General features: G+C 42.0%; 30 protein-coding genes. 9 read left to right on the forward strand and 21 right to left on the reverse strand.

Annotated elements, in window-relative coordinates; all coding sequences use genetic code 11:
- Positions 1–43: 43 nt before the first annotated feature.
- Positions 44–331 carry a hypothetical protein gene (locus QL229_RS18050; RefSeq protein ID WP_253038543.1) on the reverse strand — a complete coding sequence of 96 codons (288 nt, stop codon included), beginning with the start codon at positions 329–331 and terminating at the stop codon, positions 44–46.
- 238 nt (positions 332–569) lie between these two features.
- Between QL229_RS18050 and QL229_RS18055 the strand changes: the two genes are divergently transcribed.
- From QL229_RS18055 to QL229_RS18075, 5 genes are all read left to right on the forward strand, one after another.
- Positions 570–944: an RNA-binding S4 domain-containing protein gene (locus QL229_RS18055; protein WP_138556717.1), complete on the forward strand. Its 375-nt coding sequence runs from the start codon at positions 570–572 to the stop codon at positions 942–944.
- Positions 945–1,014: 70 nt separating this feature from the next.
- Positions 1,015–1,434: a hypothetical protein gene (locus QL229_RS18060; RefSeq protein WP_281547251.1), complete on the forward strand. Its 420-nt coding sequence runs from the start codon at positions 1,015–1,017 to the stop codon at positions 1,432–1,434.
- A 215-nt stretch (positions 1,435–1,649) separates the two neighbouring features.
- Positions 1,650–4,400: an aconitate hydratase AcnA gene (acnA, locus tag QL229_RS18065; protein WP_281547252.1), complete on the forward strand. Its 2,751-nt coding sequence runs from the start codon at positions 1,650–1,652 to the stop codon at positions 4,398–4,400.
- A 183-nt stretch (positions 4,401–4,583) separates the two neighbouring features.
- Positions 4,584–5,471, forward strand: coding sequence for a hypothetical protein (locus tag QL229_RS18070; protein ID WP_281547253.1), 888 nt, complete (start codon positions 4,584–4,586; stop codon positions 5,469–5,471).
- Positions 5,472–5,553: 82 nt separating this feature from the next.
- Entirely contained in the window at positions 5,554–5,799 is a 246-nt protein-coding gene (locus QL229_RS18075) for a hypothetical protein (RefSeq protein ID WP_058584005.1), read from the forward strand.
- Here QL229_RS18075 and QL229_RS18080 read toward each other — a convergent pair.
- The 5 genes from QL229_RS18080 to QL229_RS18100 form a co-directional block, all read right to left on the reverse strand.
- Positions 5,796–6,335 carry a DUF4124 domain-containing protein gene (locus QL229_RS18080; protein WP_281547254.1) on the reverse strand — a complete coding sequence of 180 codons (540 nt, stop codon included), beginning with the start codon at positions 6,333–6,335 and terminating at the stop codon, positions 5,796–5,798. The two genes, QL229_RS18075 and QL229_RS18080, sit on opposite strands and share 4 nt — an antisense overlap.
- A gap of 15 nt (positions 6,336–6,350) precedes the next feature.
- On the reverse strand, positions 6,351–7,079 hold the full coding sequence (locus QL229_RS18085; protein WP_281547255.1) for a transporter substrate-binding domain-containing protein: 729 nt from the start codon (positions 7,077–7,079) through the stop codon (positions 6,351–6,353).
- A 100-nt stretch (positions 7,080–7,179) separates the two neighbouring features.
- Positions 7,180–7,920, reverse strand: a complete 741-nt coding sequence (locus tag QL229_RS18090) for a phosphoadenylyl-sulfate reductase (protein WP_135923218.1) — start codon at positions 7,918–7,920, stop codon at positions 7,180–7,182.
- Between the two features lie 38 nt (positions 7,921–7,958).
- On the reverse strand, positions 7,959–9,656 hold the full coding sequence (cysI, locus tag QL229_RS18095; RefSeq protein ID WP_199527622.1) for an assimilatory sulfite reductase (NADPH) hemoprotein subunit: 1,698 nt from the start codon (positions 9,654–9,656) through the stop codon (positions 7,959–7,961).
- A 48-nt stretch (positions 9,657–9,704) separates the two neighbouring features.
- On the reverse strand, positions 9,705–11,519 hold the full coding sequence (locus QL229_RS18100) for an assimilatory sulfite reductase (NADPH) flavoprotein subunit (protein ID WP_281547256.1): 1,815 nt from the start codon (positions 11,517–11,519) through the stop codon (positions 9,705–9,707).
- Between the two features lie 347 nt (positions 11,520–11,866).
- Here QL229_RS18100 and QL229_RS18105 point away from each other — a divergent pair, with 347 nt between their 5' ends.
- Positions 11,867–13,507, forward strand: a complete 1,641-nt coding sequence (locus QL229_RS18105; protein WP_281547257.1) for an endonuclease — start codon at positions 11,867–11,869, stop codon at positions 13,505–13,507.
- Between the two features lie 77 nt (positions 13,508–13,584).
- Here the strand turns inward: QL229_RS18105 and QL229_RS18110 are convergent, their stop codons facing one another.
- The 13 genes from QL229_RS18110 to rpsJ form a co-directional block, all read right to left on the reverse strand.
- A complete protein-coding gene (locus QL229_RS18110; protein ID WP_281547258.1) occupies positions 13,585–13,881 on the reverse strand; it encodes a hypothetical protein in 297 nt (98 codons plus the stop codon).
- Positions 13,882–13,945: 64 nt separating this feature from the next.
- Entirely contained in the window at positions 13,946–14,584 is a 639-nt protein-coding gene (locus QL229_RS18115) for a hypothetical protein (protein ID WP_281547259.1), read from the reverse strand.
- Between the two features lie 369 nt (positions 14,585–14,953).
- Positions 14,954–15,211: a 30S ribosomal protein S17 gene (gene rpsQ, locus QL229_RS18120; RefSeq protein ID WP_135923212.1), complete on the reverse strand. Its 258-nt coding sequence runs from the start codon at positions 15,209–15,211 to the stop codon at positions 14,954–14,956.
- Entirely contained in the window at positions 15,211–15,402 is a 192-nt protein-coding gene (rpmC, locus tag QL229_RS18125; RefSeq protein WP_054552371.1) for a 50S ribosomal protein L29, read from the reverse strand. The genes rpsQ and rpmC overlap by 1 nt, the downstream gene beginning before the upstream one ends.
- A complete protein-coding gene (gene rplP, locus QL229_RS18130) occupies positions 15,402–15,815 on the reverse strand; it encodes a 50S ribosomal protein L16 (protein ID WP_036974208.1) in 414 nt (137 codons plus the stop codon). The genes rpmC and rplP overlap by 1 nt, the downstream gene beginning before the upstream one ends.
- A 12-nt stretch (positions 15,816–15,827) precedes the next feature.
- The gene (gene rpsC / locus QL229_RS18135) at positions 15,828–16,529 is read right to left on the reverse strand and encodes a 30S ribosomal protein S3 (protein ID WP_063701047.1); all 702 of its coding nucleotides are present in this window, start codon (positions 16,527–16,529) and stop codon (positions 15,828–15,830) included.
- A gap of 11 nt (positions 16,530–16,540) precedes the next feature.
- The gene (rplV, locus tag QL229_RS18140; RefSeq protein ID WP_004588690.1) at positions 16,541–16,873 is read right to left on the reverse strand and encodes a 50S ribosomal protein L22; all 333 of its coding nucleotides are present in this window, start codon (positions 16,871–16,873) and stop codon (positions 16,541–16,543) included.
- Positions 16,874–16,887: 14 nt separating this feature from the next.
- Positions 16,888–17,166: a 30S ribosomal protein S19 gene (rpsS, locus tag QL229_RS18145; RefSeq protein ID WP_010376377.1), complete on the reverse strand. Its 279-nt coding sequence runs from the start codon at positions 17,164–17,166 to the stop codon at positions 16,888–16,890.
- 16 nt (positions 17,167–17,182) lie between these two features.
- On the reverse strand, positions 17,183–18,007 hold the full coding sequence (rplB, locus tag QL229_RS18150) for a 50S ribosomal protein L2 (RefSeq protein ID WP_135923211.1): 825 nt from the start codon (positions 18,005–18,007) through the stop codon (positions 17,183–17,185).
- A gap of 17 nt (positions 18,008–18,024) precedes the next feature.
- Complete coding sequence (gene rplW, locus QL229_RS18155) at positions 18,025–18,327, reverse strand: 50S ribosomal protein L23 (protein ID WP_135923210.1); 303 nt, start codon at positions 18,325–18,327, stop codon at positions 18,025–18,027.
- Positions 18,324–18,929 carry a 50S ribosomal protein L4 gene (gene rplD, locus QL229_RS18160; RefSeq protein ID WP_062568199.1) on the reverse strand — a complete coding sequence of 202 codons (606 nt, stop codon included), beginning with the start codon at positions 18,927–18,929 and terminating at the stop codon, positions 18,324–18,326. Before rplD ends, rplW begins: the two co-directional genes overlap by 4 nt.
- A 17-nt stretch (positions 18,930–18,946) precedes the next feature.
- Positions 18,947–19,582 carry a 50S ribosomal protein L3 gene (rplC, locus tag QL229_RS18165; protein WP_004588685.1) on the reverse strand — a complete coding sequence of 212 codons (636 nt, stop codon included), beginning with the start codon at positions 19,580–19,582 and terminating at the stop codon, positions 18,947–18,949.
- A gap of 27 nt (positions 19,583–19,609) precedes the next feature.
- On the reverse strand, positions 19,610–19,921 hold the full coding sequence (gene rpsJ, locus QL229_RS18170) for a 30S ribosomal protein S10 (RefSeq protein ID WP_002957900.1): 312 nt from the start codon (positions 19,919–19,921) through the stop codon (positions 19,610–19,612).
- A 494-nt stretch (positions 19,922–20,415) separates the two neighbouring features.
- Here rpsJ and plsB point away from each other — a divergent pair, with 494 nt between their 5' ends.
- Complete coding sequence (gene plsB, locus QL229_RS18175; RefSeq protein ID WP_281547260.1) at positions 20,416–22,866, forward strand: glycerol-3-phosphate 1-O-acyltransferase PlsB; 2,451 nt, start codon at positions 20,416–20,418, stop codon at positions 22,864–22,866.
- On the opposite strand, the gene tesB is transcribed toward plsB, so the two are convergent.
- Entirely contained in the window at positions 22,863–23,720 is an 858-nt protein-coding gene (gene tesB / locus QL229_RS18180; protein ID WP_281547261.1) for an acyl-CoA thioesterase II, read from the reverse strand. The genes plsB and tesB overlap by 4 nt on opposite strands.
- 79 nt (positions 23,721–23,799) lie before the next feature.
- On the opposite strand from tesB, the gene QL229_RS18185 reads away from it, so the two are divergent.
- Positions 23,800–24,261, forward strand: coding sequence for an EVE domain-containing protein (locus tag QL229_RS18185; protein WP_135923207.1), 462 nt, complete (start codon positions 23,800–23,802; stop codon positions 24,259–24,261).
- Between the two features lie 85 nt (positions 24,262–24,346).
- Complete coding sequence (locus tag QL229_RS18190; protein WP_235383964.1) at positions 24,347–25,378, forward strand: cytosolic protein; 1,032 nt, start codon at positions 24,347–24,349, stop codon at positions 25,376–25,378.
- Positions 25,379–25,393: 15 nt separating this feature from the next.
- Here the strand turns inward: QL229_RS18190 and QL229_RS18195 are convergent, their stop codons facing one another.
- A complete protein-coding gene (locus tag QL229_RS18195) occupies positions 25,394–25,606 on the reverse strand; it encodes a hypothetical protein (RefSeq protein WP_135923205.1) in 213 nt (70 codons plus the stop codon).
- Positions 25,607–25,617 lie beyond the last annotated feature (11 nt).

Raw genomic sequence — 25,617 nt, forward strand, 5'->3', positions numbered from 1 at the left:
TAGATTACAAGTGTAGTCTAAAGCGAGAAAAACAATAAATCAATTAATTCAGGTGCTTTTTCAGCCAATTATTAACACTTTGCCGAGTGTAGAGAATATCTTTAAATAAGCGGTGGGTTTGATGCTGAAGCAGTTTTTCTTTATTTGCTTCACCTGAAGTCAATTGGCTATGGTTATCATTAAAGCGAGAAATTAATGCAAATCCCTGTTCTGACTTTTCAGGCTGCGACTTTATAGCTTGAGTTAGCAAAGCTCGCACATCATCTGCCGCTAGCAATGATGAATCTTGTAATCCCATTAACTCTTTTCTTAGCGCTGATCTTACGCCCATTACTACTACTCCAGAACGAATCTAAAAATATTAAACGGATAAGCAATTAGCAATTTGTACACCAATTTCATACGCGCGCAGTGTAGCCAGCAAATACTGCAGTTTTTTTACTGTTTGTAAAAATCTCAGATTATTTATTGCTGTAAATTTTAACCGCTTGAAGAGCTTGAAAATTTAATCTTGGTTCAATTGAGTGCTAGGCTTTATAATGGCTGCGATTGAATTAAGAGAGACCAACATGAACGAAGATTTCATCGAAATTGAACTAGAAGAAGAGCCAATAGAGCTATGTAACTTGCTAAAAGTGCTCGACCTAGTCGAAACAGGTGGCCAAGCAAAAGCCTTAATTGGTGAAGGTTATGTTGGGGTTAACTATGAAATTTGTACAATAAAGCGGAAAAAATTATACAGTGGTGACGTGCTTGCTTTTGATGGTGAGTTGTTCCAGCTTACATTAAGCGAAGATGCAACACCAAATCCTCGTCCACCAGAATCAGTACAAAAAGCACAACCACAAAGCTCTGAAGAAGCACCAAAAAAATCAAAACGTAAACGCACTAAAAAACCAAAAGTAGACGAAAAAACCGGCCGCCGCCCTATCTCTTTTGGTTAACTAAATCTTGCTTAGTTAGCATAAATCACCTTTAATTGAATGTGATAATAACAACAATAAAAGGTGATTTATGACCCCTCCTGCTTGGCTTAAACCACTTGCTTGGGCTGCACTTGTTTGGAATCTGTTAGGTGTTTTTGCGTTTATCATGCAACAGTTAATGACTCCTGAAATGATTGCTTTACTACCCGAGAATCAACAAGACGCATACCGCAACATCCCCCTTTGGTCTACTACAGCCTTTGCTGTAGCGGTATTTTCAGCATGCCTTGGCAGTATTATGCTAATTGTTCGAAAAGCCCTAGCCAGAGAGTTTTTTTTAGTGTCATTTATCGCTGTGTTAATACAACAATATTATAACTTTGTAGTGATCGATAGCCTTGCCATGTTTGGTAGTAGTGCGCTGGCAATGCCATTTTGCGTTATTGTGATTGGCTTAGTCTTACTTTTGATTAGTAATAAAGGTAAGCAAGAAAGCTGGCTTAATTAACACACTTATTCATGAGAACTATTTTAAATATCTACACTTTAATCTGCCCTTTACACTTGAAATAAATCACATAGGCATCAACTATATTTAAGTAGCATATTTTTTTCATCAGCAGAAAAATTTACCAGCTGGTATTAAGTTTGCAACAGCAATGTGTCTATTTCAAAAGGAAACACAAAAGCGAGCTTTGCTTGCTCAAACCACAGGGGCAAATAATGAATAATAGTTTTGATACCCAAAAACAGCTTACAATTAATGGTGAACAATACCATATTCACTCTTTACAAGGTTTAGGCGACAAAGCCAAACGTCTACCATTTTCGTTAAAAATATTACTCGAAAACCTGTTGCGCAATGAAGATGGCGTCAACATTAAAAAGCAAGACATTGAAGCCTTACTCAACTGGGACCCACAAGCTAAACCATCTGCTGAAGTTGCCTTTACACCTGCACGCGTAGTAATGCAAGACTTCACTGGGGTTCCTGCAATTGTTGACTTAGCGGCGATGCGCGATGCCATGGAAAAACTCGGTGGTGATCCTGCAAAGATAAATCCTCTGTCACCTGCTGAGCTGGTTATTGACCACTCAGTGCAAGTCGATGGCTACGGTGAAGATGGCTCATTTGATCTAAATGCGAAGCTTGAATATGAGCGCAACAAAGAGCGTTACGAATTTTTACGTTGGGGCCAAACCGCTTTTGATAACCTAAAAGTTGTGCCACCAGCAACCGGTATCGTTCACCAAGTTAATTTAGAATATTTAGCCCGCGTGGTATTTAACGATAATAAAAACGGTAAATCACTCGCTTACCCAGATACCCTCGTTGGTACTGACTCACATACGACTATGATCAATGGTCTTGGGGTACTTGGTTGGGGCGTAGGTGGTATCGAAGCCGAAGCCGCAATGCTTGGCCAACCAATCAGCTTACTTATTCCTCAAGTTATTGGCTTTAAGCTCAATGGTCGCCTGCCTGAAGGTACAACTGCAACCGACCTTGTGCTAACCGTGACAGAAATGCTGCGTAAACATGGTGTGGTTGGAAAATTTGTTGAGTTTTATGGTGATGGTCTTGCTGATTTACCACTTGCTGACCGCGCGACAATCGCCAATATGGCGCCTGAGTATGGTGCAACTTGCGGTATTTTCCCGATTGACGACGAAACTATTAACTACCTACGTTTAACTAACCGTGATGAGGAGCAGCTTAAGCTTATTGAGGACTATGCTAAGCACCAAGGCTTATGGCGTAACCCTGGCGATGAAGCTCACTACACAGATACGCTTGAATTATCACTTGATGATGTCGTGCCAAGCCTTGCAGGTCCTAAACGCCCGCAAGATAGAATCGCCCTTGATAAAGCTGGTAGCATTATCGGTGAACACCTTCGTGGCTTTCAAGAAGAGCGCATGCAACAACGTGATAAAAGCGATGTTCAAGAAGCCCGCATTGAAGATGAAGGTCCAACAACTAACCCAGATGATCAGGTAAACGAAGCCCAATACATGGGTGCTGCCAAGGTTAACTTTAAAGGCGAGGAGTTTGAGCTTAAAGACGGCGCTTGTGTGATTGCTGCAATCACAAGTTGTACAAACACCTCAAACCCAAGTGTAATTCTAGCTGCTGGATTAGTTGCGAAGAAAGCAAAACAATTAGGCTTAAAGGTTAAACCTTGGGTTAAAACTTCACTCGCTCCAGGCTCACAAGTGGTGACTGATTACTTGAAAAAAGCCGACTTAATGGATGATTTAGATGCGTTAGGCTTTAACCTTGTCGGTTATGGTTGTACAACCTGTATCGGTAACTCAGGCCCGCTGGCCGATGAGATCAGTGAAGCAATTCAAAAGCATAAACTGGTCGTAAGCTCTATTTTATCGGGTAACCGTAACTTTGAAGGTCGTATACACCAAGATGTGAAAATGAACTTCTTAGCCTCACCGCCACTCGTTGTTGCTTACGCTATTGCAGGTCGCACAAATATTGATGTATATAACGAGCCATTAGCGCAAGATCCGAATGGTAATGACATTTACCTGAAAAATATCTGGCCAAGTGTTAGCGAAGTTAACGACCTTGTCCGTGAAACAGTGACCAAAGAAATGTTCGCATCAAGCTATGGCAATGTGTATCAAGGCGATGATCGTTGGCAGAAAATTCAAATTCCTGATGGCAAACTATATGATTGGGATGATGCGTCAACCTACATCAAAAAAGCGCCATTCTTTGATGGTATGGAAATTGAGCCTCCAGGAATTCCGAGCATTAGTGGTGCACGCTGTTTAGCAAAATTAGGTGACTCAGTTACAACAGACCACATTTCGCCAGCAGGTGCGATTAAAGCTGATGCTCCTGCAGGTCTTTACTTGCAAGATCACGGTGTACAAAAAGCACAATTTAACTCTTATGGATCACGCCGTGGTAATCACGAAGTGATGATGCGCGGTACCTTTGCTAATGTGCGTTTACGCAACCTACTAGCGCCGGGCACTGAAGGCGGTGTTACCCGTATACAACCAAGTGATGAACTTGCCAGTATTTATGATGCAGCAATGCAGTACCAGCAAGACAGCACACCTCTGATTATTTTAGCGGGCGCAGAATATGGCACAGGTTCATCACGAGACTGGGCAGCAAAAGGCTCATTATTACTGGGTGTTAAAGCTGTTATTGCACAAAGTTATGAGCGTATTCACCGCTCTAACCTGATAGGTATGGGTGTATTACCACTACAATTTAAAGAAGGTGAAAGCTATGAGTCACTGGGCCTTACAGGTCAAGAGTCATTCGACTTTGAGGGCTTATACGACAAAACCAATGAAGTCAGTGTGATTGCCACTAACAGCGAAGGCAAACAAATTAGCTTTAGTGTTGATGTGCGCATAGATACTCCTAAAGAATGGGATTACTACAAACACGGCGGTATTTTACAGTATGTACTTCGTAATATGCTGGCTGAGCAATAACTGCTTTTAAGTTAACTAAGGGGCTGAATTTTCAGCCCCTTTTTTTGTTTAAAAATTAATTGCAGTTTAGACCAACACACTTATTTACAAAAAATGAAAAGCACATAAAAATCAGCATGTTAAAATTGGACCATAGTTTGCAAATGCTAACCAGATAACAATCACAATAATTTTGGAATCCATATGACTATTGCATCATTCAAACGCGCAATTTGCGCAACGGCCATTTCATCAAGTTTATTATTAACGGGCTGTGTTATTCATGTCTCTCCGGGTCAAATCGCAGAACAAAAACAACAAGACTTAAGCGTGTCGGCTGCAAATATCAGCGCATTAAAAATTGATGCCGAAGCCGGTTCACTGATCATCAAAGGCGACAGCAACGCCACGGCTATCACAGTGAATGCTAATATCTATGCGGCTAAAGGCGATGAAACCTATACACTAACCCTCGAAAAAAACGGCGACACGGCTGAGCTTATCAGCAAGCTCAATAATGGTAGCTTGTCGTTTTACAGTGGCTCATCCCCTCATATTGATTTAATTGTCTCTGTGCCTAGCAACCTCAAACTAGAGATCGATGATGACTCAGGTGATATCGTGATACGTGCGATGCAAAACGATATCAGCATTGATGATGATTCTGGCTCAATCATTATTGAACAAGGCAGAAATATCAACATAGATGATGACTCCGGCGATATTCGCATTAGCAATGTCAGCGGCAATATCAGCATTGAAGACGATTCTGGCTCAATTATGATAGACCAAGGTCAAGGGCGTATTGATATTGAAGATGACTCTGGTGATATCCGCATCGAAAACAGCCAAGGCCCTGCACGTATTATTGATGAATCAGGTAGTATCAGCATTAAAACATTGGCTGGTGCGCTCACTATCGAAGATGGCTCTGGTGATATAGATGTAAGACAAATCAAAGGGCTGGTTACGATTACCGATGGCTCTGGCAGCATTTATGTGGATGACACACTTGGCCTGACAATTATCGAAGCGGGTTCTGGTGATTTAAGTATCGATAACATCAACGGCCCAGTAAAATTGGGCAAATAACCGACAATTGCTTGATTTAGAACAATCCTATTAATTACAACAGCACCTACACTTTAATTAAGGCTAAAGTGTAGGTGCTTGTATGACTGAACAAACCATCATTCGAATCTTAAAAACCTTTATTATTTTAGGCATTTGCCTAATTATATTGGGGCACTCTTTATTAGCCGGTAATTACTTAAGTGATAGCATGGGTATACATGGCATTATGATCAGCGCAGCGTGTATTGCTGTTGGTGTGCTATTCTCTTTGCCTACCAAAATTTATCTTACTATTTTACTAATGAAAATGGAAAGCGATCTCAAAGCACATAACAAACAGAGCTAATTTCCACCTTGCTCTTTGAGCTGCTGCTCAAGCTGCTTGTTACGTTGCTCCATAAGCTGTTTTACTTGCTCAGCATCTTGCATCATTTTTTGTACGTTTTTAGGGTCGTATACCCCAAGCGTTGAAGGTGTTTCGTCAGTTTTAACTGTTGCTGCTTGCTTCTCATCTGCTTGAAATGTCTCTGCAGGTAACACAGTTATGTCGTTCGGATCTAAACTTACCGCGATACTAAAATAATTAGGATGGGGTGTATCAGCATAGTGCCACTGCCCTTGTTCATCTTGCCATTTATACACCACGACTGGTTTACTTGCGTCTTTGCTCAAGCTCAACTTCTCAGTGAGCTTTTTAGCTTGGCTAGTAAGAGTATCGGCTCCTTGCGAAGCAAAATCACTCACATCAGCACTTACTTTTTCTGAATAACGCTCAAACATACCAAGCTCTAGGTAAGGTTTACCGTCTGGCTTTTTAATGTAAAACAGCAGCGCAACACTGGTTAAGAGCAGCATCACAGCAAAATAACAAAAACGTTTCATAATTCCATTTACACATTATTGGTAGTTACTCTCAATCTTAGCAAATTCACCGGATGATTTAAGATTTTTCATAAATTCATTAAATTGCTCGCTCATACGCTTCCCTTTTTCATTATAAGCAAACTGTAATTGCATTGGCGCTTTGCCCACGTTGTAGTCGCTAACAGTAAACTTTTTAAAGGCATCATTTTGTGCGGCATACCATTGCAAGGTATTTTTTGCGATGACGGCAACACGTTGATTTTGTTTTTGATCAAGTAAAGCATTCAACATGTCTAATTCAGAATAGAAGTCTTCTCGGTGTACTTTTCCTGAAGCAAACAAAGCTTCAAATTGCGGATAGGTATAGCCAAATCGCGTCAGTACAGCAAAACCATTCAGTTTATCAAGTGGAGGGATATGACAACCATTTGGCATCACCAGCACGTCTTCGACAACAGCAATCATATCACTCCAATAATAGTGATTTTCGCCTCTGTACCACTGCTCAGACTCCAACCTCACATCAACCTTTCCCTCATCCAGTAAATGCTGAGAGCGCACTTCAGGTACGAGAATATAACTAATTTGCACTTTGTACTTTTCAGCGAAACGTTCAAGTAGATCATCAACTAAGCCTTTTTGTTTCTCACTCGCAAAATGATAAGGAGGGTAATCTGTGTCATAGAGTGCAACACGCAGCGTTTCAGCTCGTACTAAAGGAGCAATAAATAATAAAAATAAAAATACAACAACACGACTCATAATTTTCTCTCACAGAATTAAGCCTGAGATTGTATATAAATAGCACAAAAAAAGCGCAACCTTGGTTACGCTTTACGAAAATTCTGATAGGAATTTAGGATTAGATACCATCACCATCGATATGTAAGCCACATTCACGGTTTAAACCAAAGAAACGCGTCTCTTCTTCTGTCATGCCCGGTTCAAGTTTACGTGTTGTGTGAACATCGCCCATCGACACATAACCTTGCTCCCAAAGTGGGTGATAAGGTAAATCATGTTTAGTTAGATACTGATAGATGTCACGGTTGTTCCACTCAATAAGCGGATACACTTTCACAGTACCTCGGCTGATTTCAACAATTTGCTTATCAGCTCGGCTAGATGACTGATCGCGACGCAAGCCACTAAACCAAGTACCTGCATCCAGCTCGTTTAAGGCACGAGTCATTGGCTCAACTTTATTCAGTTGATTGTACTGCTTAATGCCTTCTTCACCTTGCTCCCAAAGCTTACCAAACTTCGCTTCTTGCCACGCAGGGCTAAGCTCAGCTTTATAAACTTTAAGATTAAGCGATAGTCGCTCCGTCATTTGCTCGATGAATTGATAGGTTTCAGGAAACAAATAACCGGTATCTGTCAGTACCACCGGAATATCTGGCTGCTGTGATGTCACTAAGTGCAACATTACCGCCGCTTGAATACCAAAACTCGACGACAAAAAGTGCGTGCTTGGTAAGTTTTCAAGCGCCCAAGCAACACGCTCTTCAGCGCTTTTATCAGCCAGAAGACCATTTATATCAGCCAGCATGGCTGTTTGGTCTTCTTTGCTCATCGTTAAGATGTTTTTAAATTCACTCATGGTTAATTCCAAACCTTAAAGCGGTGTCGCTTATAAAATTATGCGTGAAAATCAGTTACTGAAACTTTAACTTCAGCAACAATGCCTTTGCGAATTACAAAATCACCAAAACACTCGCCTTCATTACGCTCACTTGCCCATTGGCCAATTAGCTTATCGAATGCGTCTAGGTATACGTCTTCGCCAACATTTTCTAAATACAGTTTTGGAATACGCGTGCCTTCACGGTTACCACCTAAGTACACGTTGTATTTTCCTGGACCTTTACCAACCAGACCCGCTTCTGCCAACATTGCACGGCCACAGCCATTCGGACAACCCACAACACGCATAATGATGTTGTCATCGCCAATACCATGTTTCGCTAATAGCGCTTCTGTTTTCTCAATTAAGCTTGGTAAATAACGCTCAGCTTCTGCCATCGCTAACGGACACGTTGGTAATGCCACACACGCCATTGAGTTTTTACGCTGCTCTGTATGGCTGTCATCAATCAGGCCATGGTTACGAGCGATCTCTTCGATTACCGCTTTTTGATCAGCCGGAACACCTGCGATGATCAAGTTTTGGTTTGCCGTCATGCGGAAATCACCTTGGTGAATTTCAGCAATTTTACGACAGCCTGTTTTTAGCGGTTTATCTGGGTAATCTAAAATACGGCCACTTTGAATAAACAGCGTTAAGTGGTGCTTACCATCAATACCTTCAACCCAACCGATACGGTCACCACGGTGAGTGAACTCATACGGGCGGCTCTGTTCAAATTTAACACCGGCACGTTTTTCAACTTCAGCTTTAAATACATCAGAACCTACACGGTCAAGTGTGTACTTAGTTTTTGCATTTTTACGGTTTGAGCGGTTACCCCAATCACGTTGTACAGACACCACGTGTTCAGCAATTTTCAAGGTGTGCTCAAGTGGAATAAAACCAAAGTCATCCGCTTTACGAGGATACGTTGCTGTATCACCGTGAGTCATCGCAAGACCACCACCCACTAACACGTTAAAACCAACTAACTTGCCGTTTTCTGCAATTGCCACGAAGTTTAGGTCGTTCGCATGCACATCCACTTCATTATTCGGTGGAATTGTTACTGTGGTTTTAAACTTACGCGGTAAATAAGTTGAACCTAAAATTGGCTCTTCAGTGGTTTCACTCTTTTCACCATCTAACCAAATTTCAGCGTATGCTTTGGTTTTTGGTAATAGGTGCTCTGAGATCTTCGCAGCCCACTCGTAAGCTTCTTGGTGAAGCTCAGACTCAACAGGGTTAGTCGTACATAATACGTTTCGGTTTACATCGCCCGCCGTTGCAATTGAATCAATGCCCACGCTATTAAGCATTTGGTGCATGCCTTTAATATTTGGCTTAAGCACACCATGGAACTGGAAAGTTTGACGCGTGGTTAAACGAATACTGCCATAGCTGGTTTTCTCTTCAGCAAACTTATCAATCGCTAACCATTGCTCTGGCTTGATGATACCGCCAGGCATACGAGCACGTAGCATAACGTTATGTAACGGCTCTAATTTTTGTTTAGCGCGTTCAGGGCGAATGTCACGGTCATCTTGCTGGTACATGCCGTGGAAACGGATCAGTTGGAAGTTATCAGCAGTGAAACCACCGGTGATCTCGTCTTTTAAATCTTGCTCAATTGTGCCACGTAAAAAATTACTTTCTCTTTTCAAACGCTCGTTATCAGAAAGCTTTACGTTTTTGTCTTGTTCGCTCATGGTATTTCCTAAATTTGTTACAGTGACGGCTGTTAGCTTTAAACGTGATTAGTACACGTCTTTCTGATAGCGATTTGCGCTACGTAAATCTTTTAAATATTGCTCAGCTTGTTCATCATCTTTGCCGCTATTTTCTTTGATAATGTCTACAAGCGCCTGATGAACATCTTTCGCCATACGGTTTGCATCACCACATATATAGAAATGAGCACCCGCTTCTAACCAAGCAAATACTTCTTGGCTGTTTTTGCGAAGTTTGTCTTGAACATATACTTTTTCCGCTTGGTCACGGCTAAACGCCACATCCACTTTAGTCAGTAAACCTGACTTCAAGTAACCTTGAATTTCAACTTGATATAAGAAGTCTTGAGTAAAGTGTGGGTTACCAAAGAATAACCAGTTTTTACCACTTGCTTCACGAGCATCACGCTCTTGTAAAAACGCACGGAATGGTGCAATACCCGTACCCGGACCTACCATAATAATTGGCGTTTCATCATTAGCCGGTAAACGGAAATTATCGTTATGCTCACTGAATACTTTTACTTTGCAACCTTCTTCAGCACGACGCGCTAAATAGCCAGAACACCCACCTAAGTGCTCGCTACCAAATGCATCAAACTCAACCAGACCCACAGTTAAGTGAACTTCATCTTCAACTTCAGCTTGGCTAGATGCAATCGAATATAAACGCGCTTGTAGTTTACGTAAGCAGTCGACTAAGGTTTGCGCTTCTAGTTGAGCTGGATTTTGACGAATAATATCGAAGATTTGGCGAGGTTCGATGTACTCACGCATTGCCGCTTTATCTTCAACTAACTTTAATAATTCAGGGTTGCCAGTTGCTGTTGCATATTTTTCAACAAAACCTGGGTATGACTGGGTTAACTCTAATTTTTCGATTAATGCATCACGAATACTGAGCTCTTCATCGCCTAATTTAACCGTGCTAGATGCATCAATTTGAGTAAGCGTAAGTACTTCATCAACAAGTGCTTCGTCATTTAAGAAGTAAACGCCTAGCGAATCACCCGGTGTATAGGTAATGTCTGAACCTTCTAATGAAATTTCAACATGACGCACATCTTTAGTTGAGTCACGACCGGTAATTTTTTGCACAACGCTTAGCTCTGCAGCAAATGGGTTTTGCTTGGTGTATTGGCTTGCTGCTGGTGTCGCTGCACCAAATGGCATAGCCACAACTTGACCACTGCTTGCTTGTTGCTGCGCTTTAAGATCAGGTTCAAACGCATCAAGTGCACCATCAATCCACTTAGCAGCTTCATCATCGTAATCAACATCTAAGTCGGCACGCTGGAAAATAGTTTCTGCGCCAAGCTTGTTAAAACGCTCTTCAAAATCTTTTGCTGTTTGGCAGAAGAATTCGTAGCTTGAGTCACCTAACCCAATCACAGCCACTTTAACACCATCTAGTTTTGGTGCTTTTTTAGTCGTTAAAAACTCATGCAGGCTTTCAGCATCTTCAGGTGGCTCACCCTCACCGTAAGTTGAAACAACAACCGTGATGAACTTTTCTTTTTTCAGGGCAGTTGGCTTGTAGTCAGCCATATTTACTAGCTTAACCGATAGACCACGTGACTCTGCTTGTTCTTTTAACTTGCTCGCCACGCCTTTAGCGTTACCCGTTTGCGAACCGTATAAAATAGTTAGCGGTGCAGCATCACCCGCAGCTGGAGCGGCAGCAACACCACCGGTTAATGCGCCTGCGTTTGCGTTAGCGGCTAAGTAACCACTTACCCACGCTTGCTGAATTGGATTAAGTTCAGCCACTAAGCCTTGCAGCTTTTGTACTTGCTCTTGCGATAGCGGGCTCGCCGCTGCATTTAGTTGACTTAACAACATGAATTTATTCCTCGTAACCCTGAAAAGTTAACTGCGAAACGAACTTACTACCGTCATTTCGCGAACAATTTTTTCGACTTTAAAGACTAAACAAAAATGCTTTAAAGGTTTATCTGAGCGTGAAGAATAACGGGGTCTGAGGCGATTAAAAAAGAATAGAATCTGCTTTGATATTCCATTTAGTTATTAATTTAGTATTTATCCAAAAAAAACATGTTAAAAGCAAAAATTACCCAATAAGAAATTTTTATTAATTAACATTATTGCAACATAAGCCGATTAGCCTATACTCGCTGTGTTCATTTTGAGAACAGCAAAAACTATTAAAATATAAAAAGGAAACAACGATGTCACACGGGACATGTAAAAAATACATGCTAGCCAGTAGTTTACTGTGTTTAGCGAGTTCAGCATTGGCAAATGTTAATAATGCCGACTTCGAAAACTGGTCTGCAAACACTCCTGCAAGCTGGAGCACCATAGATAGCGGTATTAGTCTTAGCGCTAATAGTAATGTGGTTTACTCAGGTAATTACTCAGCGCAAGTTGTGGTTAATACTGGCACGCAAAGTAATACCGATTTACAGCAATTAGTTGATGTAGTGGCCGGTGAAAGCTATGAGTTTTCTGCTTGGGTTTACCATACTGAAGGCGGCGTAAAAGCTCGCTTAGTGGTTGATGGCTATCAAGGTTACTCTAATTCAGCATTAACGAATCAATGGCAACAAATCAGCTATCAGTATACAGCTTCTGCGACTACCTCAATTAGTGTTGGCCTGCGCTTTTACGATGTAACAGGCTTTGATGGCAGCGAAGTGGTTTATGTTGATAACTTTGCACCAAGCACGGGCTCAACACCACCACCTTCGGGCAGCTGCGCCGATAACCAAGTATCTTTAACCCTCACTACCGATAACTATGGTGAAGAAACCAGCTGGCATATCACTAATAGCCAAGGTAGCACAGTAGCATCAGGCGGCAGCTATGCTGCAAATACTCAGTACAGTGAGCAAGCATGTTTAACTGATGGTGACTATACCTTTACTATTTTTGATAGCTATGGTGATGGCATATGCTGCTCATTCGGCAATGGCAGTTACAATCTTTCTTTAGGTCAAACAGTACTTGCCAGTGGTGCAAGCTTCCAAAGCTCGGAAGCTACGCCGTTTAGTTTAGGTGATAACTCAGGCGGCGGTGACGGTGGTGGTAAAACACCAACAGAGCCAACGGGATACTATGTTACAACGCAAGGCCTTAGTGGTTATGCACTGAAAACAGAGTTATACAACATCATTAAAGATCACAACTCACAAGGCTATTCAGCAATTTGGAGTTTTTACGATGTTGCCTCACGCGATAAGTATTTTGAAAACGACAACTCTATTTTAGACCGTTATTCAGAAAACCCTGCAGGCCAAGACAGTTACAACTATGTTGCTGTGAGCGACCAATGTGGGACATACAACAGCGAAGCAGATTGCTACAACCGTGAGCATTCTTTCCCGAAAAGTTGGTTTGGCGGTACAGTTGAGCCAATGAATTCAGACGTGCATCACATTTTTGCCACTGATGGTTATGTCAATTCAAAACGCAGTAACTACCCGTTTGGTGAAGTAGGTAGTGCAAGTTACACCTCTAGTAACGGCAGCAAATTAGGCAGCGCTGCTAGCTCATTAAATTACTCAGGAACGGTTTTTGAACCTATTGATGAATTTAAAGGTGACTTTGCAAGAGCGTATTTCTATATGGCAACGCGCTATGAAAACGTGATTGGCTCATGGCAAAACAACACAACCTACAGTAATGCTGTATTAAATGGTTCATCTGATCAGGTCTTTGAGAACTGGGTCGTTGCTATGTTATTAAAATGGCATAACGAGGATCCTGTTAGCCAATTAGAGCTTGACCGTAACCAAGCAGCTTATGAACATCAAGGTAACCGCAACCCATTTGTGGATCACCCAGAATTTGTAGAAATGATTTGGTAACTTCGTTAAGCCAAGGCACTTAGTTTCGGCTAAGTGCCTTTTTATACGATACAAGATGACTTAAGCCCCACTAGCGTTTAACTGCTCGACAAGCGAATGTCATGTAACAAATGGTTATGCCTTACCGATAAAGCGTTTTCCGGCGTTGACTTTATTTTATAGCCAAGCTGCAGTAAAACCAGTGTAAATAGGGCTGCATGCTGGTAATGGCTAGGCTGCCCATTCAAATCAAACTCTTCGATTACGCTATGTGCATAACTAGAATTATTTTGTAATGACTGCCAAATACGCGTTTGTACTTGAGAAATTTGAATCGCTGACGCTTGATAGCAATTAATCTGTAAGCTTAATAAATAGTTTTCTAGTGAGTTCATAGCGTTATCCATTACAAAAAACGCTACTTTAAAATCTCAAGTTAAGTTGAGGTAAAGTGTTTTATTATTTATTACTCCATTTATTCATTATTTCTTTAAATAACTTAGCGTCTTTGTCTTCGCAGGGTCTTGGCGATCCACTTGGCACCCCAGATTTACCAAACACCGAATTGAAATTTATGCCATAACACATACCATTTAGCACCTCGATACGCTTGCTACCATCGCCACTTTGCCAAATGACGGTTGCCTCATCTGACACGGTTAGTTGTTCGGGCACTGTTACCCTGCCTGTAGGCAAATTATTATTCGTAGCTTCAACTTGCCCAAATGTTGATGCACTAGTCGCTCTATTTTCAAATTTAAGCTCTGGGATTGGCGCATACGGGTTGAGCTTTTTAAAGGGTGCTTCGGTTGTTTTTGAATTATCAGATGCTTGATTAGACTTAACGATCTTAGTGGTTGCTTCTTTGGGCCCATTAACTGAGTGCTCAACGACCTCAACACCGTTACTCTGCCCTGAACCATTCTGAGAAGCTCCTTCTATTTCTGGCAAAGGCTTAGCCTCATCAGGCATTGTTTGCGGCTGCTCCGGTAAAGGTTTGTCTTGGGATTTCTGAAAACTAGGTAAGGTAGTTAAATCGACACTCACATACGCGTTGATTACTTTTGGCGGCTCTGTGGCTGCTACTGGTAGTTTCACAAATTTTCCATATTGAGCAAATAACAACAAAAGCACAGCATGTAGCGTAATCGAGATGATCCATGCTTTGTAAGTCCCTTTTAGCACCCAAACGCCTCATTTTTATTTTTAAGAGTGTTAAATGAGTGAGTTAGTTCATAAGAAAAAGTGGCGTTTTAGCAAGAGTAAAGTTTAAGGTTCTAGCTCAAGTCTATTCGTAGAGATGATTTGGATTCAGCATGAGTGCCATATGAGGTTTTACAGCAGCGGGAAACTCTGCAGCAAACAAGTCTACCGCTCAACTGACGTCTCAAAGCTGATAGCTTTATTTTAAAAACAAAAAGCCCCAGCAAATGCCGGGGCTTTTTAGTAAGTAAACTTAATTAAAAATTAAGCTTGCTTTGGACGTTCAACAACGTCTACTAAAGTCCAAGACTTAGTCTTAGAAATAGGAGCACACTCACGGATAGTAACTACGTCACCAGTTTGAGCTGTGTTGTTTTCGTCATGTACGTGTAGTTTAGTCGTACGTTTGATGAATTTACCATATACTGGGTGCTTCACGTAACGTGCGATAGCAACAGTGAAAGATTTATCCATCTTGTCGCTGATTACACGGCCTTGAAGAGTACGGATTTTATCGCTCATTATTGACCTGCCTTCTGGTTAATAACTGTTTTTACACGCGCGATATCGCGACGTACTGTTCTTAGCGTGTGTGTCTGAGCTAACTGACCAGTGCTTGCTTGCATGCGCAGGTTGAACTGCTCACGAAGAAGTCCTAGAAGTTCAGCGTTTAGCTCTTCTACGCTTTTGTCTTTTAGTTCGCTAGCTTTCATTACATCACCGTCCGAGTTACGAAAGTTGTTGTGAATGGTAATTTACGCGCTGCAAGGTTAAATGCTTCACGAGCAAGCTCTTCAGAAACACCTTCCATTTCGTAAAGTACTTTACCAGGTTGAATTTCAGCAACCCAATATTCAACAGAACCTTTACCTTTACCCATACGAACTTCTAATGGCTTGTTCGTAATTGGCTTATCTGGGAATACACGGATCCAGATTTTACCTTGACGCTTTACGTGACGTGTCATAGCACGACGAGCTGCTTCGATTTGACGAGCAGTCATACGGCCACGACCAGTAGCTTTCAAACCGAAAGTACCGAAGCTTACTTTGTTACCGTTTTGCGCTAAACCGCGGTTGCGGCCTTTGTGCATTTTACGGAATTTTGTACGTTTTGGCTGTAACATTACTCGCTACCTCTACTTAGCACTTTTTTTGGCTTTCTTTGGCGCGCGTTTAGCTGGCTTCTCTTGCTCTTGTACTAGTGGTAAACCACCAATAACTTCGCCTTTGAAGATCCAAACTTTAACACCAATGATACCATAAGTGGTTAAGGCTTCAGAAGTTGCGTAGTCGATATCAGCACGTAGAGTATGTAGAGGTACACGACCTTCACGATACCATTCTGAACGTGCGATCTCAGCACCGCCAAGACGACCGCTAACTTCAACTTTGATACCTTTTGCACCAATGCGCATTGCATTTTGTACCGAACGCTTCATAGCGCGACGGAACATAACACGACGCTCTAGCTGTGACGCAATACCGTCAGCTACTAGTTGTGCATCAAGTTCAGGCTTACGAACTTCAGAAATATTGATCTGAGCCGGAACACCTGCAATCTTAGTTACTGCTTGACGTAGTTTTTCAACGTCTTCGCCTTTTTTACCGATAACAACACCAGGACGAGCTGTGTGAATTGTTACACGGATAGATTTAGCTGGACGCTCGATAACGATTTTAGACACAGAAGCCGCTTTTAATTCCTTAGTTAGGAATGCACGTACTTTGTGATCGCCAAAAAGCTGATCAGAGAAATCTTTTGAATTCGCGTACCAGGTAGAAACCCAAGGTTTAGAGATACCTAGGCGAATACCAGTAGGATGAACTTTTTGTCCCATTACTTATACTCCTAGCTATCTGAAACCACAACAGTGATGTGGCTTGTACGCTTAAGGATGCGGTCAGCGCGTCCTTTAGCACGTGGCATAATACGCTTCATTGTAGGACCATCGTCCACAAAGATCGTAGTTACACGAAGCTCATCAATGTCAGCACCTTCGTTATGCTCTGCGTTAGCAATAGCAGACTCAAGTACTTTCTTAACTAATACAGCCGCTTTTTTAGGGCTGTACGCCAGGATTTCTAGAGCGCGATCAACCGGAAGTCCGCGGATCTGATCTGCAACTAGACGTGCTTTTTGCGCCGAACCAGAGGCGAATTTATGTTTAGCTAATGCTTGCATTTATCATTCTCCTCTTAACGTTTCTTCGCTTTCTTATCCGCAGCGTGACCGCGGTAAGTGCGAGTTGGTGCAAATTCACCTAGTTTGTGACCGATCATTTCGTCTGTGATAAACACAGGAACGTGCTGACGACCATTATGGACAGCGATGGTCAATCCGATCATGTTAGGTATGATCATTGAACGACGGCTCCAAGTTTTAATTGGCTTCTTGTCACCGCTTTCCAACGCTTTCTCTACCTTCTTCAGCAAGTGTAGGTCAATAAAAGGACCTTTCTTGAGAGAACGTGGCATGGCTATTCCTCAACTATTATTTAGTACGACGACGTACGATAAATTTATCAGTACGCTTGTTCTTACGTGTCTTAGCACCTTTAGTCGGTTTACCCCATGGAGACACAGGATGACGACCACCAGATGTACGACCTTCACCACCACCGTGCGGGTGATCTACCGGGTTCATGGCAACACCACGAACTGTCGGACGAATACCACGCCAGCGATTTGCACCAGCTTTACCTAGTGAACGAAGCATATGCTCAGCATTACCTACTTCACCAAGTGTTGCGCGACAGTCAGATGGAACTTTACGAACTTCGCCAGAACGAAGACGTAGAGTTACGTATTGACCTTCACGAGCAAGGATTTGAACGTATGCACCAGCAGAACGTGCGATTTGCGCGCCTTTACCTGGTTTTAATTCTACGTTGTGAACAGTCGAACCTACAGGCATGTTGCGCATTGGTAACGTGTTACCAGGTTTGATTGGTGCATCAATACCAGACTGGATTGAATCACCCGCTTTTAAGCCTTTAGGTGCAATAATGTAACGACGCTCACCGTCTGCATATAATACAAGAGCGATGTTTGCGCTACGGTTTGGATCATACTCTAGACGCTCAACAACAGCTGGAATGCCATCTTTAGTGCGTTTAAAGTCGATTACACGGTAATGATGCTTGTGACCACCACCGATGTGACGAACCGTGATACGACCTTTGTTATTACGACCACCAGACTTAGAGTTTTTCTCTAGTAGTGGTGCGTAAGGTTTACCCTTATGTAAATCTGGGTTAACCACTTTAACCAGGTGACGACGACCCGCAGAAGTTGGTTTACACTTTTGAAGTGCCATAATTCTAACTCCCCTTATTACTCGGCGCCGCCGACAAAGTCTAGCTCGCTACCTTCTTTAAGAGTAACGTAAGCTTTCTTCCAGTCTGAACGACGACCGAAACGCATGCCAGTACGTTTTGTTTTACCCTTAACGTTTAGTGTGCGAACACCAGTTACTTCTACTTCAAAAAGCTTTTCTGCAGCAGCTTTGATTTCAGCTTTAGTTGCATTAGAAGCTACTTTGAAAACAATCGTGTTGTTCTCTTCAGCAGCGATAGTGCTTTTTTCAGAGATGTGTGGAGCAAGGATCACTTTTAAAAGACGTTCTTCACGGATCATGCTAGCGCCTCCTCAAGTTGCTTAACAGCAGCAGCTGTAATAAGTACCTTATCGAAAGCGATTAGGCTTACAGGATCGATACCAGCTACATCACGCGTGTCAACCTTGTATAGGTTACGTGCCGATAAGAAAAGATTCTCATCTACTTCTTCAGTCACGATTAGAACATCTTTAAGCTCAAGTTCTTTAAGCTTAGCAACTAGTTCTTTAGTTTTTGGTGCTTCAAGACCAAACTGTTCAACAACGATTAAACGCTCTTGACGAACTAATTCAGATAAGATGCTTTTGATCGCACCGCGGTACATTTTACGGTTTACTTTTTGGCTATGATCTTGTGGTTTAGCTGCGAAGCTAACGCCACCTGAACGCCAAATTGGGCTACGAATTGTACCAGCACGTGCACGGCCAGTACCTTTTTGAGACCATGGTTTTTTACCACCACCGCTAACTTCAGAACGTGTCTTCTGAGCACGAGTACCTTGACGAGCACCTGCTGCGTAAGCAACAACTACTTGGTGTACTAATGCTTCGTTAAACTCACGTCCAAAAGTAGCTTCAGAAACTTCAAGAGCGCCAGAAGCGTCTTTAATTGCTAATTCCATCACTAAATCTCCAGGACTTATGCTTTAACAGCTGGTTTAACGATAACGTCACCGCCGATAGCGCCAGGTACTGCACCTTTAACTAAAAGCAAGTTACGCTCAGCGTCAACGCGAACTAGTTCTAAGTTTTGAGTCGTTACACGCTCAGCACCCATGTGACCGGCCATTTTCTTACCTTTAAACACCTTACCAGGTGATTGGTTTTGACCGATTGAACCAGGAGCACGGTGAGATAGAGAGTTACCGTGAGTAGCGTCTTGCATGCTGAAGTTCCAGCGCTTAACACCACCTTGGAAACCTTTACCTTTAGAAGTACCGGTTACGTCAACTTTGTTGATTTCGTTGAATAATTCAACAGTAAGCTCAGCGCCTACTTCAAAATCGCCTTCACCACCATTTAGGCGGAATTCCCACAGACCGCGACCCGCTTCAACACCAGCTTTAGCGAAGTGACCCGCTGCTGCTTTGTTTACACGGCTTGCTTTTTTAGTGCCTGCGGTTACTTGAAGCGCGTTATAACCGTCTGTTGCGTCAGATTTGATCTGTGCAATGCGGTTAGGAGTCGCTTCGATAACTGTCACAGGGATAGATACACCATCTTCAGTGAAGATACGTGTCATACCCACTTTACGACCGACTAGACCTAATGCCATTTTCCTAAAACCTCTCTAATCTTCCGATTAACCCAGGCTGATTTGAACATCAACACCAGCAGCAAGATCTAAACGCATAAGAGCGTCAACAGTCTTGTCAGTTGGTTCTACGATGTCGATCAGACGTTTATGGGTGCGGATTTCGTACTGATCACGCGCGTCTTTGTTAACGTGCGGTGAAGTTAGTACAGTAAAACGTTCAAAGCGTGTAGGTAGTGGAATTGGACCACGTACTTGAGCGCCAGTGCGTTTCGCAGTTTCCACGATTTCCGCCGTTGATTGGTCAATCAAACGGTGGTCAAAAGCTTTTAGGCGAATACGAATGCGTTGATTTGACATTCTTAAACCTCAATATAAAGAGCATTTAAAAAGAGCATAAAAAAACGACCGAAACAATCTTACTAACTAAGATGTCGGCTGTTCTCTTATATCTACGTTGAATTCCAAATCGGAATTCCTGTTTATTAGCTTGAAATCCAAGCTTAATTTTTCCTTCCAAGTTCCCGAGGGAATTTTGAAAGCCTGCGTATTATAGTTATATTGGTGATAAATGCAACAACTTTTTAGAATTAATACACTCGACGCCTTATCAAAATGAAATTTAAATGAAATAGAACTAAATTCAGCCAAGGTATGTCTTTGCTTACTATAGTTAGGTAAAGAAAAAAAAAAGCCATACAATGTTGCAATGGTCAGTCCAGTTAATAATTGTTATTCTATGCCGCTTATTTTGACCGCATGTGGTCTACTGTATATTTACTAATACCAATTGGCTTAATAAAGTGAGCTGTCTTAGGCACTAAACCTAGTTGGTATAAAACTTTGGTGAGTTGATGCGTATCATTAATCGTTGTTTAAATGCTATTTCTGCTGGGATGAACCGCTTGCTAGTAAAAAGCAAAGTTCTGCCTGAGAACCCTATTGAACAATACAATCTAAACCCTGCCAACCCAACTTTTTATATTGTGAGGTTGAATGCGCGCTCTGATTTAGCGGCACTGGCGCGGGTATGTAAAAAATATGGCTTACCTGACCCAACCGAAGAGCAGTTATTAGGTAATGCCGAACTTAACCGCTTTATTGGTATTCAAAACCCACCACCGCTATTTGGTAATAAAAGCAAACCAAGTAATGCCTTGCAGCAAGGCAAACACATTATTGACCACCTAATGCAATCTGGTGAGCAAAACGTCCAAGTGATCCCGGTGACCATTTTATGGGGTCGTAACCCAGGAAAAGAAAAGCCTGGTTTAGGTACTTTGGTGTCTCATTCATTAACACCCAGCTGGTTTCGCAAGTTCTTTGTGTTGCTATTTTCTGGGCGTGATAACTTTATTCGATTTAGCCAACCACTCGACTTATCTTTATTAGTCAATGAAAAAGCCGATGTTGATGAGCTACCGCATAAGTTAATACGCGTAGCTCGTGTGCACTTTCGCCGTCAAAAACTGGCTGCTACAGGGCCAAAAATGCCATCGCGTGAACAGCTTTTTAATTCGCTACTTGCATCACCAACAATAAAAAAAGCGATTCAAATAGAAGCAAAAGAAAAAAACATCAGCCAAGAGCAAGCTCGTCAAAATGCGCTGAAGCTACTTGATGAAATTGCTGCCAATTACAGCGATGCCACCATTCGTGTTGCTGACCGTGTATTAACTTGGCTGTGGAATAAACTTTATAACGGCATCGACATTAAGTTTTCAGAGCAAGTTCACGAGCTCACTGATAAAGGCCATGAAATTATTTATATGCCTTGTCACCGCTCGCACATGGATTACTTATTACTGACCTACTCTATTTATCACTTAGGTTTAGTACCACCGCATATAGCCGCTGGTATCAACTTAAACTTCTTCCCGGCAGGTGGTATTTTCCGTCGTAGTGGTGCTTTCTTTATTCGCCGCTCTTTCGCGGGCAACAAGTTATATTCATCAGTGTTTAAAGAGTATCTGAGCCAGTTATTTATTAAAGGCTACTCAGTGAAGTTTTACACTGAAGGTGGCCGTAGCCGTACTGGTCGTTTGTTACCACCAAAAACAGGTATGCTCGCCATGACGTTGCAAGCCATGCTTCGTGGCATAGATCGCCCTATTTCGATTGTGCCTGTATACATCGGTTATGAGCACGTAATGGAAATTAATACTTACTTAAAAGAGCTGGCCGGTAACGATAAAAAAGGTGAGTCGGTCTTGGGGATTTTTAAAGCCATTAAAAACCTGAAAAACTATGGCCGTGGTTACTTAAATTTTGGTGATCCTATTTCGATAAATCAATACCTTAATGAACAGCAACCTGATTGGCGCGAGTCTATTCACCCGACCGATGTACAAAAGCCACAATGGCTTGGACCGCAGGTAGCGAATCTTGCCGATAAAGTAATGGTTAATATTAATAGTGCCGCTGCACTCAATGCGGTGAATCTACTCGCGATGATTTTATTGGTGAATGACAAACATGCGTTAAGTAAACCTAAGTTGATTGCGCAACTTGAGTTTTATCTACATTTACAACGCAGCGCAAGTTACAGCGACAAGGTAACAACACCTAACGAAAGTGCTGAACAGCTATTAGAGCATGCACTTAAGCTTAATAAGTTTGACGTCATCAGTGATGAATTTGGCGAAATTATCGCTATTAACGACAAAGAAAAGACGCTATTCAACTACTACCGTAATAACGTATTGCACTTATTTGCTGTACCAAGCTTGCTTGCGCTGCATTTATTCAAAGCACATCAAACTACCATGGCAGATTGCCGTGCCTTGATTGCACGTTTTTACCCGCTGTTCGCTAAAGAGTGGTTCTTGCATGAGCTAGATGAAAACTACATTACTCGCGTGCTCGCAAGCTTTGTTGATCAAGACCTTATTGAAATTGAAGGTGATAATATCAAAATCACCAATAGCAACGACTGCTTAGCAAAACTCGAAATGCTTGGTCGCGCCTTAAGCTTAACGCTACAGCGTTACGCTATCGTGGTTGGTTTTATTCAAACCAGTAGCGGTATTGAGCGTGAAGAACTTGAGCACGAAAGCCAAGTGTTAGCAGAGCGTTTAGGCACCTTGCACGGCATTAAAACGCCGGAGTTCTTTGACAAAAAAGTACTTATTGGTTTTATCTCAAGCTTGCGAGAGCAAAAACTAATTACCGAAACAGAGCAAGGCTTAACGGGTAGCAATGAGCTGTGTGAAGTGTATTTATATCTGAAGGCATTGCTGCCAGCACGAGTCTGGCAGTCAATTGACGATATAGTGCAAAGCCAAGCTCAGCACGCAAAAGATTAACGCTGACGCATGACCCCTTCTTGGATCGTTGAGGCAACCAAATTGCCTTGACGGTCAAAGAACTGACCTCGCACCAAACCACGGCCAGAGCTCGCACTTGGGCTATCAATCGAATATAAAATCCAATCGTCTAGTCTAAACGGGCGGTGAAACCACATTGCATGGTCAATCGTCGCAACCTGCATATTCGGCTGCATAAACGATACACCGTGCGGCTGTAATGCCGTTGGTAAAAACTCAAAGTCAGACGCATACGCAAGTAAGTAGTTATGAATACGCTGATCGTCAGGCATCTCACCATTGGCTTTAAACCAAATATGCTTAACGGGTTCCATTGCTTGTGGTTTAAATGGGTTATGAAAGGTCACTGGACGCATTTCAATTGGCACTTCACGAATAAACTTATTGCGAATTGGTTCAGGAATAAGTTCAGCATTCGCTTGGTAAAACTCAAGCGATGACTTTAATTCTTCAGGCTGTGGGACATCGGGCATCTGCGCTTGGTGTGATAAGCCGTCCTCTTCACCTTGAAACGAAGCAGTCATGTAAAAAATCGGCTTACCATATTGAATAGCTTTTACACGGCGGGTACTAAAGCTCTTACCATCACGAATATTTTCTACATCGTAAACGATTGGTTTGCTCGCATCACCTGGACGTAAAAAATAAGAATGCAGTGAATGAACTATACGCCCTTCAGGTAATGTTTCTTTTGATGCCGACAAGGCTTGCCCCATTACTTGGCCACCGAAAACAGCTCTAAACCCTAAATCTTGGCTTTGCCCGCGATACAAGCCTTGCTCAATCTCTTCTAACGACATTAATGACAGTAAGTCATCTAATACTTGGCTCATTTATTTATCCTCAATCCCGACAAGCGTTTAATGATACTATAGACTAATTGGAAGTAAATCTTTGTAAGAGCACCCCATTATGGCTTATTGGCTTTTTAAAACCGAACCTGATGCATTTTCAATTGATGATTTAAAAAACGCACCTATGCAAACCTCTATGTGGGATGGCGTGCGCAATTATCAAGCGCGAAACTTTCTACGCGATGGTATTAAACAAGGCGACTTGGTAATGATTTATCATTCAAGTTGTAAACATGTAGGTGTCGCAGGAATAGCCACGGTCAGCCGTGAGGCCTATGCCGACCCAACTCAGTTTGATTTAAATAGCGATTACTACGACGCTAAAGCAACTGCTGATAACCCGCGCTGGTTTGTAGTCGATGTTACTTATAAATCTCATCTTAAAAAGCTTGTTAGCCTACAAGCAATTAAAGCCAATGAGTCCATTACCGAAATAGCCCTTAAAAAAGGCGGTCGATTATCTGTGATGCCAGTAACTGAACATGATTGGCAACAGATTATAGCTATGAGCGAAACATAACACATTAAAAAGGCGTGCATTTTTAATGAGCAGTGATTTTTGCTATAATTCTGTCCCTTTATTTTAGAGGTATCTTGGGGGATGTATGAAATTATTATATTGGTTAGATGAGTGGACCCATCTCCCACATGAGCAACAACAAAGCCGAGTCCCATTTACCGGAGGTGACTTACTCGGTGATGTATATGTGAAGTACCATATCATCGATGCCAATAAGCCTCTGCTATTCACCTTCTCACCAGCGGGAACCAACTACCAAGAACATGATCTCACAGATGATTTTTCGCCTTGGGCCTATAAACTTGCGAAAAAACAAGATGTGAATGTAATTGCCTTCCAACATTTAGGCATTAGTAACTGGTTTAGACACCGCAACCTATTGTTTTTTATTGAGCAGTTAGCACCATTGATTGGCGGATTTAAAGAACGATTAGGATATGGCTTGAGTCGTGGTGGCTTTGCTGTTGGCGCATTTGCCAATCTATTAAAGCTTGATAAAGTCTTGTTATTTCATCCTGTCAGCACAAAAAATAAAAACAAAGCCCCATGGGATGACCGCTCAAGCACAGATATCGCACAAAAATTTGACTGGAACGGTGATTATCACGATTTAGACCTAGGTCATGCTAAAGGCTATATCATCTACGATCCAACCAATCGTATCGACCGAGCTCATGCTAAACGCTACCCACAACTCACCCATTTACGGGTGTTCGGTATGGGCCACAGCGTTCATGCTACATACTTGAATAAATTTGGTTTTTATAAAGATGTTGCTGTTGATTTTATTAGCCACCAGCAAGTCGATATTGCTCAATTTCGACAGCAGACAAAAACGTTACGTTTTAAAGAAGACTATTATCGTCGGCTCAATAAAGCCAACAACGGTTCGGCACACCGCTTAGCCTTACTTAGTAAGGCGCACACAATTTTGACTGAAGAAAAAGCAGAGCATATTCAAGAGCAAAATGGCACAATTGATGTTCAGCCGCTGATTGATGTCGCAATCAAGCATCAGGATGAACACCCAAACGATGCAATAAAGATTTTAGAGGTGGCGCAGCAACTTTCACCTGATGACCCATTGATAGATCATAAATTGAAACAGTTGAAGTGAGATAGTAGCTGTAAGTTAACCCTTCGTTTTTATTTTACGGTGTTTTTTGACCCGCCCGTGTTTAGGGATAATAGTTAAGTACATCACTAAAGCTAACCACGAAAAGAAGATGATACCGATTAACCAAGCATTCTTTTCGTGGCCTTGAGTACGTTTACTATTGAGCACAATGACCACAGGTAAAATGTAGGCACTCAAAACAATAATTAAAAACGCAACTTCATTCATAAATACCAATT

The sequence above is a fragment of the Pseudoalteromonas sp. PAR1 genome (genome assembly GCF_947311895.1).
Classification (GTDB): domain Bacteria; phylum Pseudomonadota; class Gammaproteobacteria; order Enterobacterales; family Alteromonadaceae; genus Pseudoalteromonas; species Pseudoalteromonas lipolytica_C.